This is a genomic window from Herbaspirillum sp. SJZ107 (assembly GCF_006715485.1).
GTDB lineage: Bacteria > Pseudomonadota > Gammaproteobacteria > Burkholderiales > Burkholderiaceae_D > Telluria.
Window position 1 is genome coordinate 1,073,485 of sequence record NZ_VFNH01000001.1, and the last position, 13,598, is coordinate 1,087,082.

Sequence of the window (13,598 nt, forward strand, 5' to 3'; positions counted from 1 at the left end):
GCTATATCCTGTCTGGATACGATGGAGGCGGGATGAGTCAGACAGCAAATCAGGTGGGCACGGTATCGCCTGGCGCGGCGCACACAAACACGGCATTGCAATTCGACATCCGCGGGATGACCTGCGCGTCCTGCGTCGCGCGTGTGGAAAAGGCGCTGCGCGGGGTGCCTGGCGTGGACGACGCCAGCGTCAACCTGGCCACCGAGAAGGCCAGGGTGCAGGGCGCCGCCATCGACGTGCAGGCGGTGCTGGCGGCGATCGACCGCGCCGGCTACGAAGCGCTGGTGATCGATCCGGCGCACCAGGCGGAGTCCGCCGGCGCCGGTACCGGGCCGGGCGCACGCGGGCAGGCGGCATCGCGCTGGCCTGCGTGGTGGCCGGTGGCCCTCGCTGCGCTGCTCAGCCTGCCGCTGGTGGCGCCGATGCTGGCTGCGCCGTTCGGCCTGCACCCCATGCTGCCGGGCTGGCTGCAGCTGGCGCTGGCGACGCCGGTGCAGTTCTGGCTGGGCGCGCGTTTCTACCGCGCCGGCTGGAAGGCCGTGCGCGCCGGAGCCGGCAACATGGACCTGCTGGTGGCGCTCGGCACCTCGGCGGCCTATGCGCTGTCGGTCTGGACGCTGCTGCGCGGCGGGGATGGCGCGGCGCACCTGTATTTCGAATCGTCGGCGGTGGTGATCACGCTGGTCCTGCTCGGCAAATGGCTGGAAGGGCGCGCCAAGGGCCAGGCCGTGGCCGCGATCCGCGCGCTGCAATCGCTGCAGGCCACGCACGCGCTGGTGCGCCGCGGCGGGGCCGACGTGCAGGTGGCGCTGGCTGCGCTGCGCGTGGGCGACACGCTCGTAGTGCGCCCGGGCGAACGGGTGCCGGCCGATGGCCGCGTGCTCGACGGCAGCAGCCACGTCGACGCCTCGCTGCTCACCGGCGAGAGCCTGCCGGTGGCGGTGGCGCCGGGCGACCGTGTCGGCGCCGGCGCCGTCAACGGCGAAGGCTCCCTGCTGCTGGAAGCGAGCGCGGTCGGCGCCGACTCCATGCTGAGCCGGATCATCCGCATGGTCGAGGATGCGCAGGCGGCCAAGGCGCCGATCCAGCGCCTGGTCGACCGTGTCAGCGCCGTGTTCGTGCCGGTGGTGCTGCTGATTTCGCTGCTGACCCTGCTCGGCTGGGGCCTGGCCACCGGCGACTGGCAGGGCGCGCTGCTGAACGCGGTGGCGGTGCAGGTGATCGCCTGCCCGTGCGCATTGGGCCTGGCGACGCCGACCGGGATCATGGTCGGCACCGGCAGCGCGGCGCGCCACGGCATCCTGATCAAGGATGCGGCGGCGCTCGAGACCGCGCATGCGCTGCGCGTGGTTGCCTTCGACAAGACCGGCACCCTGACCGAGGGCCGGCCGCAGGTACTGGCGGTGGAAGGCGCCGACCCGCGCCGGGTGCTGGCGCTGGCGTGGGCGGTGCAGCAGTACAGCGAACACCCGCTGGCCCAAGCGGTAGCTGGGGCCGCGCGCGACGCCGGCCTGGCGCTGCCGGCCGCTACCGACGCGCGGGCGCTGCCCGGCCGCGGCGTGCAGGCGCGCGTCGATGGCGAACCGGTGTATCTTGGCAACCTGCGCCTGATGCGCGAGCTGGGCGCCGACGTGGACGCCGGGCAGGGCAGGTCCGCCACAGCTGTCGCATTGCTGCGCGAGGCGGCGGCACGCCACGAAGCCGACGGCCGCACCGTTTCCTGGCTGGCCAGCGGCGCAGAAGGTGCGCTCGCGCTGCGCGGCCTGCTGGTCTTCGGCGACCGTATCAAGCCGACCAGCCGCGCTGCCGTGGCCGGCCTGCAGGCGCTCGGCATCGAGGTAGTGATGCTGACCGGCGACAATGCCGGCAGCGCCGCGGCGGTGGCGCGCGAGCTGGGCCTGTCGCGTTATCTGGCCGAACTGCTGCCGGGCGACAAGGCCGACGCCCTGCGCGCGCTGGGCGCGGACGGGCGCAAGGTGGCGATGGTCGGCGACGGCATCAACGATGCGCCGGCGCTGGCAGCGGCCGACGTCGGTATCGCCATGGCGGGCGGCACCGACGTGGCGATGCATACGGCCGGCATCACCCTCATGCGCGGCGACCCGCTGCTGGTGCAGGATGCGATCGCGATTTCGCGCCGTACCTACCGCAAGATCCGCCAGAACCTGGCCTGGGCCTTTGTCTACAACGTGGTCGGCATTCCGGTCGCGGCCTTCGGACTGCTGAACCCGGTGCTGGCCGGCGCGGCGATGGCGCTCAGTTCGGTGAGCGTGGTGACGAACGCGCTGCTGCTGCGGCGCTGGGTGCCGGTACGCGATCCCGCTGCCGCTGCCGCTGCCGCTTACGTGCAGGCGCTGCCGGCGCTGCAACTGCCGCCCGCGGCAGCGGCAGATCCTGTCGCAGCGCCGGCGCCGGCCGTCGCTGCGCAACAAATCAACCATCAGGCGGCCGGTGTGCCACCAACCCAAGGAGAGCAAGCGATGTATGAATTGACCGTTGAAGACATGACCTGCAAGCACTGCGTAGGCCGCGTGACCAAAGCCGTGCAGGGCATCGACCCGGCCGCCACCGTGGATATCGACCTGCCGACCAAGAAGGTCAGGATCGACAGCAGCGCCGACCTGGACCGCATCGCCGGCGCCATCGACGAGGCCGGCTATCCGGTGAGCGCGCGTGCGCCGGCCTAGCGTTTGTTGGCCGGCATGCATACGAGGCTGATCGGCTCGGCAATGTCGTCGAAGCGGCAGGCATTGGCGGGCGTGACTTTTTCCCCGCCGCGGCCGGCCGCGAACACGGACATCCGGTAGCCCAGCTTTTCCAGCATGGCGACGTAGTCCGGCCCCGTGATGCCGCCGATGGCGCGCAGCGAGCGCGGGAAGAATTCGGTGAGGATGACGGGCGCGTGTTCGGTCAGTGTCCTGGCCGCGCCGCGGATGACGTGCGGCTCGAAGCCTTCGACGTCGATCTTGATGAAGCGGATGCGGTGTGCATGAGCGATCGAGTCGATCGGCCGGATGCGGATGCGCTCGCCGGCAGCCACGGCGCTGGGCTGGCCGGCGCTGTCCATCGCACCGTCCATCGTGATGTAGGAGCTGCCAGGGTTGGTCAGGTGCATGCTCATGTGGAAGGCGCCGTCGCCCTCGGCGGCGCCGAGGCCTTCGTTGTACAGCACGCAGCGCGCGCCGAAATCGTTGGCCTCGACGCTGCGCGCCAGCATGCCGAAAGTGGTCTTCATCGGTTCGAAGGCGTGCACCTTGCCGCTTGGTCCGACCGCGCGCGCCGCCTGCAGCGTGAACACGCCGATGTTGGCACCGGCATCGATGACGCCGTCGCCGGGCTTCAGCCAGGACAGCATGAAATCGGCTTCCGGATTTTCCCAGTTGCCGTACAGGACGCCGAACGAAACGAAGCCGTCGAACAAATTGACCCAGACCTTCAGGCCGCGGAACTCCGTCATCACCCATTTGTTCTCGGGCCAGAGTCCGATCTTGTCGCGGATGTCCCACCGGAAGCGGCGCGAATCCAGCATTTTCAAGCCGACCTGGTGGATGTTGTCGCAGGCGAGATAGTCGTCGATCGGGGTGAGCTGGTCGCAGGGCCAGCCGAACAGGGCGGTGTGAACGATGTTGATCTGGTCGACGAAGGACATCGCAGGTGGCGCCTGGCGCGGCGCCGCCGGTGCTGCCGAAGGGCCGCCGTCCTCGTCGCGCGGTTTCCTGGGCAGTTGCAGGTTCTCGAGTAGGCGCGTGGTCAGGCTCATGGCAGGTCCCCTGGTTGTCATGCGAGGGGAGTTTATGCCTGAGGAATGGGCGGCGCTTAGCCGGAATCAGAAGTGTGCGAGAACTTATTTGCTTGCGTTCGCTCTGCGCTGGCACTGCTTGAACGCGTGGACGGCGGAGCCGTCCACCCTACGCCGGCCTCTAGTGACCGCCGTGCCCGCCGCCGCGCTTGACCGTCCCCACCGTTTCGCCCGGCGCTGCCGCCGTGGCCGGGGCGCGCACCGGTTCCGGCGCGGCGCCGGTCCACTCGCGTGCCACGGTCCCGGCCGGATGCTTGTACCAGCCCGGATCGCGGTAATCGCCGCGCGCCAGGCCCTCGCGCACTTTGATCATGGTGAACATGCCGCCCATCTCGATCGGGCCGAACGGGCCGGTGCCATCCATCATCGGCAGCGTGTTCTCGGGCAACGGCATCTTCATGGTGCCCATCGAACCGCCCTTGTCGCCCATGACCATGTAGCCCGGCACCAGGTCGTTGATCTGCCTGGCCACGCCGCGGTGGTCGACGCCGATCAGGTTCGGCACGTCGTGGCCCATCGCATTCATCGTGTGGTGCGACTTGTGGCAATGGAAGGCCCAGTCGCCGGGGGCGTCGGCCACGAACTCGATGGCGCGCATCTGGCCGACGCCGATGTCGACCGTGACTTCCGGCCAGCGCGCCGCCGGGGGGATCCAGCCGCCGTCGGTGCCGGTGACCTCGAAGCGGTGGCCGTGGATGTGGAAGGGGTGGTTGGTCATCGACAGGTTGCCCATGCGGATGCGCACCCGGTCGTCCTTTCTCACCACCATCGGGTCGGTGCCGGGAAACACGCGGCTGTTGATGGTCCAGATATTAAAGTCGAGCATTTCGTTGACGTTGGGCGTATAGGCGCCGGGGTCGATGTCGTAGGCGTTCAGCAGGAACACGAAGTCGCGGTCGACCGCATGCTGGCGCGGGTCTTTCGGGTGCGTCACCCAGAAGCCCATCATGCCCATGCCGATCTGCGCCATCTCGTCGGCGTGCGGGTGGTACATGAAGGTGCCGGCGTAGCGCGCCACGAATTCGTAGACGTAGGTCTTGCCGGGCGCGATCGCGGGCTGGTTCAGGCCGGCAACGCCATCCATGCCGTTCGGCAGGAACTGGCCGTGCCAGTGGATGCTGGTCACTTCCGGCAGTTTGTTGGTGACGAAGATGCGCACCCGGTCGCCTTCGACCACTTCGATGGTCGGCCCCGGACTCTGGCCGTTGTAGCCCCACAGGTTGGCCTTCATGCCGGGCGCGATCTCGCGCACCACCGGCTCGGCGACCAGGTGGAATTCCTTGACGCCGTCCTTCATGCGCCAGGGCAGGCTCCAGCCGTTCAAGGTGACGACCGGGTTGTAGGGCCGGCCGTTGGGCGGCGGCGGCGGCGGGACGGTGGCCGCCGACGGTGCCGCTGGCGCCTCGGGAATACCGGCGGCGCCGGCCTTGGTGACGGCGGCTGCGCCGACCATGGCCGCCGCGCCGGTGATGAAATGCCTGCGTGATGTCATTCTGCGTGTTCCTTGTGCGTGTCTGTGCTGTGCGTCACTGCGCTTTGCGCGTTCGCGGCGCCGGTGCGGGCGCCGAGCGCGGCCTCGAGATCGGCGTGCGCCAGCCAGAAGTCCTTCAATGCGTCGATATAGCTGGAGACCGCGTTCGCTTGCTCGCGCGAATCGGCCAGCAGGTCCAGCGAACTGGCCAGCATGCCGTTGTAGCGCAGCAGCACTTCCTGCGAGATGCGCTTGCGCAGCGGGATGATGGTGTCGCGGTAGTGCGCCGCCACCTCCCAGGCATTGCGATAGCCGAGATAGCCGGCGCGCGCCTCGCTGCGCGCGGTCACCGCGGCCTGGGCCACGCGGTTGACGGCCTGCATATAGATGGCTTCGGCCTTGGCGCTACGGGCGCCGCCCCAGTCGAACAGCGGCAGTTCGATGCGCAGTTCATAACCGTGTTCATGCGGTTGGCCGCTTTCGCTCTTGCTGGCGGCGCCGATCTCGAGCGCGTTGATGAAGCGGGTGGCGCGGGTCAGGCCGAGGTTGGCCGCGGTGGCCTCGGCATCCAGCCGGGCGGCGCGCACGTCGAGCCGTTGTTCGAGCGCGATGCGTTCGACCGCAGGCAGCTCGGCCGGCGCTGCCGGCAGCTCGGGCAGGTGGGCCGGCAGCGTGTATTGGGCGTCCTGGCCCCACAGGCCCAGCAGCCGGGTCAGGTGTTCGCGCGCGGCGACCGTCTGCTTGCTGCTACGCGCCAGCGTGGCTGCGGTCTCGGCCTGGAACAGCTGCTGGCGCGCCAGCTCCAGCCCGTTCATGTTGCCGGCCCTGGTCATGCGGCCGGCCAGCTCGGCGCTGGCCCGGGCCGCGGCATCGACCCGGCGCGCATAGTCGAGCGCCTGGCTGGCCGCCACCGCCTCGACCCAGGCGCGGCGCGTCTGCGCCGCATGCTGTTCGATGGCGTAGCCGACGTCCAGCTTGACCTGCTCGAAGCGGCGCGCTTCCAGGCGCGACGCCAGCGGCAGGGTCAGGATGCCAGCCAGGTCGACCGTCAGGCTGCGTTCGATCTCGATGTCGCCACCGCCGCCGACGCGCCTGAACCCCAGCCCGGGATTGCGCAGGCGCGATGCCTGCACCAGGTCGGCCTGGGCGATGCCGACCTGCCAGTAGCTGGCCTGCAGGCCCGGGTTGTTCAGCAGGGCGATGCGCACGGCGCCGTCCATGTCGAGCGGGGCGGCGAGCATCGTGCGTACTTCCTGCTGCAGGGCGCGCGCGGCGGGTTCATCGCGGACAATGCGCGGCTCGGCGCCGATGCGTGCGCGGGTGCTGGCGGCCACCGTGCCGAAGCCGCCGTCCGGTGCGACCGTGGCGCAGCCGGCCAGCAGCAGTGCCGCCGCCGTTGCGACTGCGGCGCCGGCGGCGCTGCGTTGCCGACCCGTCCTCATGGCGACTCCGCGGGCGGGGCCGCCGGCCGGGCGGCGGCATCGGCGTGGTGAGCGGGAGCGCCGTGCATGGCGTGACCGGCATGTTCAGCAGGTGCAGTAGTTGCAGCAGGCGCGGCATGCCCGGCATGCGGATCGGCCGGCGCCTGCATGCCTTTCATTTTCATGGTGAGGGACATCGAGTTGTAGGCGGCAACGGTGGCATTGCTCGCGACCCAGTTGCGGTCGGGCGGCGTGCCGGCTCCCGCTTCCGGCCGGTAGCCGATAGAGGGTTGGTAAGTGGTGGCGGGCACCTTGGCCCCGGGATCAGCAGCCCCGGTCAGGACAGGGGCCGCGGATTGGGCCAGCGAGTCGGCTGCCGGCAGCAGCCACGCGCAGGCACAGGCGGCCAGCGCGATACGGTATGCGGTATGCATGAAAACCTCGTTCGACGATGCGGGGAAAAGCCGCCGGCCAAAGGCGGCGGCGCGCGGAGTCAGGCGAGGGCGGTCCGGGGCGGGCGCTCGGGCAGCGCGGGGTCGACGCTCGGCACGTGGCCGGCGCGGAAGGGAATCGAGATGAAATGAGGCGGCGCGAGTACCAGCGCCGGCAGCACTGCCGGCGCCATCGTTGCACCGGCGCAGCAATCGGCACAGGCGCTGGCCTTGCCGACGTGGTGTCCGTCCTGCTGGGGCGGTGCGTCGTGCTGCTGGCCGGCCTGCAGTGCATGGCCGGCGCAATGGCCGCCATGCTCTTCCGTGCCTTTGGCCATCGGCGTGGTCGCGTGCGCATTGGCCAGCTCGTGCATCGGCATCGACATCGATGGCCCACGCGCCAGCATGCCTGCCGCGGCGAAGCCCTGGAAGGGCACCGCCAGCAACAGCAGCCAGACGAGCAATGAGCGATGGATAAAATTCACGCGATTATTCTAACACGGCCCAGTCACCGCTTTCCGCCGCCAGGCACGAGCATGTCTGGTTGGGACGACTGATGAAAAGTCAGCCACAGCCTTGGAGTACGTAAGCTTCAGTAATGTCGGCTTTCGACCCATTGCGGACGAAGCGCGAATTAGCGATGCCACACCAGATCAAGATCGCCGTCGACGAACCCAACAGCAACTCCTTCCCTGGTCTTGAATACTTCGCCTGCGTCATCCTCGTCAATAGCGGCAACCACCAGTTGCTTCACCCTAGCTAAACACAACTCCCATGAGTGAGAGGAGAACGCGACCGGAATCTCGAGCATACGAGGGGCCGCTGCCCAGACTTCGTCGCAGGCCCAGTCGAGGTCCTCGATGTCAAACTCGGAAGAGCCAATCAGCTCAACGCCGAAAGGCGAGCCGTCATCGTCTAGCTCACATAAATTGAATGAGAAGGCGCGAACTGATGCGGGAACTGCTGTGCTGGCGGAACCGATCAACCAGGCCTTGAAGTCGTATTCAAAGGTCATCTTGCTTCTCATTTCTGCCGTTTCTGTGGAAGGTCCGCTCTTGGCCGGTTACAGACGTATTGTAGCGTCTGCTTAAGACCCATTGCGGGCATCTGCCTGACTTTTTTCCCCTGAGCATATCTGTCAACGCTTCGTCAACATCGCAACTACGCTTTGCGGCGCTTCGTCACTGAAGAAGCGTAGCTGATTTTGCGCGCTCTCCATGGCGACGGCCGCGCTTCGTGAGAATAGCGCTAGTTCGTAAGTCGTCAATGCGGCCTCGATGTCATCGGGATAATTGCAAAGCGCGTGCGCGAGTTCTGCACCGTCGAACAGTGCAAGGTTTGCGCCTTCGCCTGCAAATGGCGACATCAAATGTGCAGCATCACCAACCAGCGTGACGCCAGGGATTCGTTTCCACTGATGGTGTACCGGCAACGTATATATGGGCCATACGATTGGCGCAGTATCGCTTGCAGTTACCAGCGCGAGAAGCCGTGCGTCCCACCCAGCAAACTCCATTGCGATACTGTTGAGCGCGTTTGTTCTACGATTGAAATCAATGGCGGCGAACCATGATTCAGGCTTATTCAAAGCAATATAGGTATGCAGCATGCCGTTCGCGTGGTGATGCGCCAGGATCGCTCTGTCTGGCGCCACCGCTATCAACGTACCCGGGCCAATGGCCGCCGTGCTTTCGGGATGATTGACTGGACCATCAAAGAGGCGGTTCTCGACAAAGGACGTGCCGCTATATTGTGGCGTGGCGGATGAGACCAGGGACCGTACTCTCGACCATGCGCCGTCGGCCCCAACGAGCAAGTCCGTCTCAACCGTAGAGCCATCTGCAAACAATAATTGATGCCGCCCGTTAGCAAGTTGAATAGCCTGTGTGAGCTTGCTTCCCCACCGGATGGCACCGGCTGGCAGGGAAGCGATTAAAAGGTTTCGCAAAGCACCTCGCTCAACTTCGGGCCTTGTACTAGAGTCCGAGCCCGGCTTGTCAAGCAACACGGTGCCGTGTTTGTCAACGATACGCTTGGCATCTTCGCCAGGTAATGCAAGCGCAAGAAACGCATCATAAAGGCCCGCTGCTTTCAGCCCTGACTGGCCGTTGTACTCGTGAATATCGAGTAAGCCACCTTGAGCTCGTGCTGTGGACGACGCTTCGCCTTCGTAAATGATGGATGGTATGCCGTTGAGGTGCAAAACACGCGCAAGCGTCAAACCGGCCAGGCCGGCGCCGATAATGGCGATAGGTGAGGGTGTGGAATATAGAGGGCGTGCAGGGTGGGCCATTCGTGTGCGTTCCGATCTGAGCCCACGCGACAAAAGCGCGCGAACTCAAAAAAATTCCGACAAAGTCGGGGGAAACGCTGGCCTGCCTTGCAGAAGTACAAAGCGGCGTATATGCGATTGGCTAGCTGCGTGACGAGGCAGTCACTCGAAGTAAAACCATCGTTTTTCGCGGTGTTCGAGGCTGAAGTTTGTCGTAGGCATGGCACTTCTGTCAAGGACCGCTTTGGGCTGATTTCGGTGGTCCTGCAGAGTCCGTTTGCGACCCGAAGCGGGCGGTCAGCGTATAGCTTTATCGCGCGTACTTGACGCCACCGAGCTTTACCAGAAAATCATGTATTTTCGAAATGCGCCGCCATCGTCAGGGACCCCCAAAATGTCAAAAATGCGTCCAATGTAAGCTAAGCAGCTTTCTCGAAGTTCGGTGTCTTCCAAGTGGAATTCGTCAACGAACGGGTCCATTTGATCCAGTACCCAGTCCCGGCTGGGATGCAGTTCCACCCCATCAATAAGACGGTCCAGAAGGGAATCCAGTAACGGCTCGAAGTGTTTGCGCTCCTGCTCGGCCGGAGTGCCTGGGAGGTCTACAAACTTCGGTTCGTCTCGCAATTTGCGGAGCTGCTCAAGCCTTTCGCTAGTGATGGAAAGAGGCATGTCTGATTCTCTACCTAAGACTGCTGTGGTCACAGCTACGGCTGCTATTGAGAAAATGAAAAATCTACGTCGCATAGCAGCTACCAAAATTCATATCTATACCACTCCGATGAGTGTACTTTTTCATGTGAGCTTTAAAACTCGCAGGTTGCCCAACTCACGACCGTCCGCTTCTGGCCGATTGCAGACGTATTGTAGGGTCTGCTTCCGACCCATCGCGGACGTTTGCATGAAGTCTAAACCTGAACTGTCAGAGCACATCGAAGGGTTAGCTAATCTCAGCTTGGCAATTAGGCTTCCTAACGGGATCGCTGCTTTGATACCAACCTAACCCCACCAGACGCCGCTTCCGCCGAGCAGTGTATCGTCAAGCCATCTTTCGTACAATCCAGAAACCCCACCCCCCGAGGATGAAATCCACCATCAGAAACGCGCGCATCGAGCCAGATGGTTCCTTTCGCTGCTCCGCTTACGATCAGCAGATGTTCGTATCCGCATCCCTCGTCGCATAAAGCAATCGTGCCCGTTGCTTCAAACGCTTCATGCTTTTCGACCTGATCGTTTGGCAATTCGTCCAAATCCGCTTCGCCGATATCTGCCGAATTGTACGCAACCACATGCGGAAAGGGAGTGCTCAGAAATTGATCCGCAATGTACGCGCGTGCAAGAACACTTGCTTTCCGCAGTGAGTGCATGCCATACGCCGGCCCTGCACCGCCATCACCAATGCAGGTGATAAAGGCTCGGTATTCCGCTGGCAACGTCACTTGATGAAGCTCTTCTATTTTCCTCACTTCATGAACACTTAACGGAGCGCGGCAAATCATGCCATGACTTTCACTACCAAATGGCGTACAACGCCGGTCACGGGCTGCCTGGAGCTTGGATGCAATGTGTGCAAGCCGTTCAGTTACGGTAGAAATCGTCATATTACGAATCCAGGGTTTTGCCTATGGATTGAATGGAAATGCCCGGAGAGCGGGCGCACTGCGGTGCGGAGGTATGGCTCAGTGTAAGAGCTTGTTGCTCACAGGACAAGTCGCAGTGCCGGTCGCCCTTGGTTGTTGTGGCAGGCAATATTTTTGTGGCGAATTTTGTTGGCGCGCGACATTCGGGTTGGCGTACTATCGCCAGTCCACGGGATCAAGCGGCATCCACGTATCCGGAAGCTGGTCCGCTTTGCCACGGTTCCAGCTGCCGACCGACACGCCCGCCCCGTTGTTCGTCGTGATCCTGAGCCAGACCTCCCTCGAGCGATCGTACAGGTATACCGCTTCGGGATCGCGCGCACCTTCCGTGAACGTGAAGGCGCTCCTTCCGTGCTGGTACTCGACCCATGCTGCGCCCTCGTTGACGAATTCCGAGACGACACGGGCATACGTTCCGTTTGGCCTGCCGTTGTGTGTGATCAGGTTGAACTGCTCCTTGTTGGATTGCCGCACGCGCGCCGCGCGCTGCCAACCGGCGGTAATGGCCGCGATCCGCTCGTGCCGTGGCGGGTGTCTGGCCGATCCCGCTTCGGAAGCGCTCCGGAATGCCGCGGTGGCGTCGGGCAGCCGGCCGCCGAGCGAGCCGACGACAAACCCGGCGAAATTGTCGGCTTCCAGCTCGCGCGGCGGCCGGGAGCCGATGTTGTCGAGGGTATGGCCGCACAGGTGGTGGCCGACTTCGTGTGCCATCACGGTCAGGCCCGACCAGTTCTTCCCATGCCGGTCGGCTACGGATTCCATAAAAGCCTGGTTGTAGAAGATGTAGCGCTGGTGTTCGATCACCGTTGCGTACGCGTTCACGTGCGATTCGGCCGTGACGGCAATCTCGAAGTTAGCGGGCAGCGCGACACAATTGCAGATGTCCGCCACCACGTTCTTCGCTTCGGAACTTGAGGCAAAGGCCGTGATGGTCCTGGCCTGGACGTCGTCATTCATGGCACAGGCGGGTCCCGAAAGACGAAACGTCCTTGCCTGCGCCGGCGTGGGCGCGAACGATTGTGCCGCCCATAAGAACAGTCCCAGGCGGCGCATGAATTTGCGGCGCTCTGCGCGATGGAAGGTATGCATGGGCTTGCCCTTTTGTTTTGTCGGCACGCATCAACTTAGGCGGATAAACGGGCTTCGCCTTACGCTGCGTCAAACCTCAGGTGTCCGACGCTGCAGGAGAGGCAGCCGGGGTCTAGACTTTTCGTAGCCGCGCATTGGCGTACGGCGTCCAGCATGAGGAGCATCGACATGACGACGAAGCGTCGGGAGTTCCTCCTGGGCGTCGCGGCAGCCGGCCTTGCCGGCCCGTTGCGGGCCGCTTTCCAGGCCGATCCGGCCACGGACGATCTCGACGCCCTGTTTGAAGCGGACGCCGAGGAGACGCCGCCCGGGTTCGAGGAACCGGCGCCCGTGGCGCGCTGGTCGACGCTGGTGTCGCGTCCGCAGCCGGCATGGCCGGAGCGTTCACGCAGTGTCGACTATCGCCACATCGTCGAACAGGCGCCGGTGCAATCGACAGGGTCGTTTCGCATCACCAGCGCGGTGCTGCACAAGCTCGCGGCGCTGAATTCCTTCGACGTGGGCCGGTCGCGCGAGCGCATCCTGTTCGGGCTGCGCGGCTGTTCTCCCGCGGGACGCACGCCCGAGGGCTTCGTGCCGTGGGTGCATCTGGTCGAAACGGCGCCGGACCATCTTCACAGCCGGTGCGTAATCGGCGTGTGGCGCCCCGACCAGGACGATCTGTGGCTTGCCGGTGCTTCGACCGTGCCCAACGTCGAATACATGTACCAGATGGTCCAGGGCGGACTGCCGTGCAACTTGCTGCCGACAGGACTGCACAGGTACGAAGTGGGAACGCACCGCGCCGGCTCCAGGTATCCGCAGAGCGGTGCGTTCCGGCAGCTCGATCCGGTACCGGTCCTGCGCAATCGCAACAATCTGATCTTCGAATTGCCGCCGGTCGACAGGTACGATACCTCCATCAACCTGATCGTCGCCGACAATATCCATGCGGGGATCCTGGAAAACGCGGCGCACCCGCCGTTTTTTTCATCGGCCGGCTGCCAGGTGATCCCGGGTGGCTATCTCCGCAATGCGACGCGCGCGCCTTATGGCCGCTGGGCTGCGTTTCGGGAGCGCGCTGGGCTGGGGCCTGCCGCGCCCCTGGCGCTCGCATCCGGAGCGACGCCGGACGACGGCAGGATTTTCCTGTACATGCTGCTGACGGGTGCGGAAGCAAGGCTAGCGGCCGACGAAACGTCGCCGCCCATGGCACCGACAATACGGTTCGGTTCGTCCGGCGAACACGTCAGGGAGCTGCGCCGCAGTCTTGGCATCGCGGCGCCAGCGAACCGCATGGATCAGCAGACGATGCTGGCTGCGCTGAAGTGGCAATTGGCGCATGTCGGGTATGCGGACGGGATCATCGACGCCGCCACGGCGACGGCGATGCTGTCGCCGTCCACCGCCGCGGATGCCTAGGGTCACTGCGCTATCAAAGGCCAGCTTTCATTAGCGAACACGCGCGCCGACGAAAGCGATGTATCGATCCTGGA

The 13,598-nt window shown here is 64.8% G+C and carries 12 protein-coding genes; 2 read left to right on the plus strand and 10 right to left on the minus strand.

Going from position 1 to position 13,598, the window contains the following annotated elements; all coding sequences use genetic code 11:
• Positions 1 to 32: 32 nt before the first annotated feature.
• Positions 33 to 2,687: a heavy metal translocating P-type ATPase gene (locus tag FBX97_RS04885; protein WP_141829153.1), complete on the plus strand. Its 2,655-nt coding sequence runs from the start codon at positions 33 to 35 to the stop codon at positions 2,685 to 2,687.
• Here the strand turns inward: FBX97_RS04885 and FBX97_RS04890 are convergent.
• The 10 genes from FBX97_RS04890 to FBX97_RS04935 all read right to left on the minus strand — a co-directional run bounded on the left by FBX97_RS04890 (position 2,684) and on the right by FBX97_RS04935 (position 12,123).
• Complete coding sequence (locus tag FBX97_RS04890; RefSeq protein ID WP_185748475.1) at positions 2,684 to 3,760, minus strand: FkbM family methyltransferase; 1,077 nt, start codon at positions 3,758 to 3,760, stop codon at positions 2,684 to 2,686. The genes FBX97_RS04885 and FBX97_RS04890 overlap by 4 nt on opposite strands.
• Positions 3,761 to 3,920: 160 nt before the next feature.
• A complete protein-coding gene (locus FBX97_RS04895; RefSeq protein WP_141829157.1) occupies positions 3,921 to 5,291 on the minus strand; it encodes a multicopper oxidase family protein in 1,371 nt (456 codons plus the stop codon).
• Entirely contained in the window at positions 5,288 to 6,712 is a 1,425-nt protein-coding gene (locus FBX97_RS04900) for a TolC family protein (RefSeq protein ID WP_141829159.1), read from the minus strand. Before FBX97_RS04900 ends, FBX97_RS04895 begins: the two co-directional genes overlap by 4 nt.
• Positions 6,709 to 7,125 carry a hypothetical protein gene (locus FBX97_RS04905; protein ID WP_141829161.1) on the minus strand — a complete coding sequence of 139 codons (417 nt, stop codon included), beginning with the start codon at positions 7,123 to 7,125 and terminating at the stop codon, positions 6,709 to 6,711. Before FBX97_RS04905 ends, FBX97_RS04900 begins: the two co-directional genes overlap by 4 nt.
• Before the next feature lie 59 nt (positions 7,126 to 7,184).
• Entirely contained in the window at positions 7,185 to 7,607 is a 423-nt protein-coding gene (locus FBX97_RS04910; RefSeq protein WP_141829163.1) for a hypothetical protein, read from the minus strand.
• A gap of 149 nt (positions 7,608 to 7,756) precedes the next feature.
• Positions 7,757 to 8,137, minus strand: coding sequence for a hypothetical protein (locus FBX97_RS04915; protein WP_141829165.1), 381 nt, complete (start codon positions 8,135 to 8,137; stop codon positions 7,757 to 7,759).
• 123 nt (positions 8,138 to 8,260) lie between these two features.
• Positions 8,261 to 9,415 (minus strand): NAD(P)/FAD-dependent oxidoreductase, encoded by a 1,155-nt coding sequence (locus FBX97_RS04920; protein ID WP_141829166.1) that lies wholly within the window; start codon positions 9,413 to 9,415, stop codon positions 8,261 to 8,263.
• Between the two features lie 318 nt (positions 9,416 to 9,733).
• Entirely contained in the window at positions 9,734 to 10,066 is a 333-nt protein-coding gene (locus tag FBX97_RS04925; RefSeq protein WP_141829168.1) for a DUF4844 domain-containing protein, read from the minus strand.
• A 299-nt stretch (positions 10,067 to 10,365) separates the two neighbouring features.
• Positions 10,366 to 10,995: an SMI1/KNR4 family protein gene (locus tag FBX97_RS04930; protein ID WP_141829170.1), complete on the minus strand. Its 630-nt coding sequence runs from the start codon at positions 10,993 to 10,995 to the stop codon at positions 10,366 to 10,368.
• A gap of 195 nt (positions 10,996 to 11,190) precedes the next feature.
• Positions 11,191 to 12,123, minus strand: a complete 933-nt coding sequence (locus tag FBX97_RS04935; protein ID WP_141829172.1) for a M48 family metalloprotease — start codon at positions 12,121 to 12,123, stop codon at positions 11,191 to 11,193.
• A gap of 168 nt (positions 12,124 to 12,291) precedes the next feature.
• Here FBX97_RS04935 and FBX97_RS04940 point away from each other — a divergent pair, with 168 nt between their 5' ends.
• Positions 12,292 to 13,524: a hypothetical protein gene (locus FBX97_RS04940; protein WP_141829174.1), complete on the plus strand. Its 1,233-nt coding sequence runs from the start codon at positions 12,292 to 12,294 to the stop codon at positions 13,522 to 13,524.
• Positions 13,525 to 13,598: the final 74 nt, after the last annotated feature.

Excerpts from the sequence above, each read along its gene's own strand:
- FBX97_RS04935 (WP_141829172.1), bottom strand. The coding sequence starts at position 12,123 with ATGCATACCTTCCATCGCGCAGAGCGCCGCAAATTCATGCGCCGCCTG.
- FBX97_RS04900 (WP_141829159.1), bottom strand. The coding sequence starts at position 6,712 with ATGAGGACGGGTCGGCAACGCAGCGCCGCCGGCGCCGCAGTCGCAACG.
- FBX97_RS04915 (WP_141829165.1), bottom strand. The coding sequence starts at position 8,137 with ATGACCTTTGAATACGACTTCAAGGCCTGGTTGATCGGTTCCGCCAGC.
- FBX97_RS04895 (WP_141829157.1), bottom strand. The coding sequence starts at position 5,291 with ATGACATCACGCAGGCATTTCATCACCGGCGCGGCGGCCATGGTCGGC.
- FBX97_RS04890 (WP_185748475.1), bottom strand. The coding sequence starts at position 3,760 with ATGAGCCTGACCACGCGCCTACTCGAGAACCTGCAACTGCCCAGGAAA.
- FBX97_RS04905 (WP_141829161.1), bottom strand. The coding sequence starts at position 7,125 with ATGCATACCGCATACCGTATCGCGCTGGCCGCCTGTGCCTGCGCGTGG.
- FBX97_RS04925 (WP_141829168.1), bottom strand. The coding sequence starts at position 10,066 with ATGCCTCTTTCCATCACTAGCGAAAGGCTTGAGCAGCTCCGCAAATTG.
- FBX97_RS04930 (WP_141829170.1), bottom strand. The coding sequence starts at position 10,995 with ATGACGATTTCTACCGTAACTGAACGGCTTGCACACATTGCATCCAAG.
- FBX97_RS04920 (WP_141829166.1), bottom strand. The coding sequence starts at position 9,415 with ATGGCCCACCCTGCACGCCCTCTATATTCCACACCCTCACCTATCGCC.
- FBX97_RS04940 (WP_141829174.1), top strand. The coding sequence starts at position 12,292 with ATGACGACGAAGCGTCGGGAGTTCCTCCTGGGCGTCGCGGCAGCCGGC.
- FBX97_RS04885 (WP_141829153.1), top strand. The coding sequence starts at position 33 with ATGAGTCAGACAGCAAATCAGGTGGGCACGGTATCGCCTGGCGCGGCG.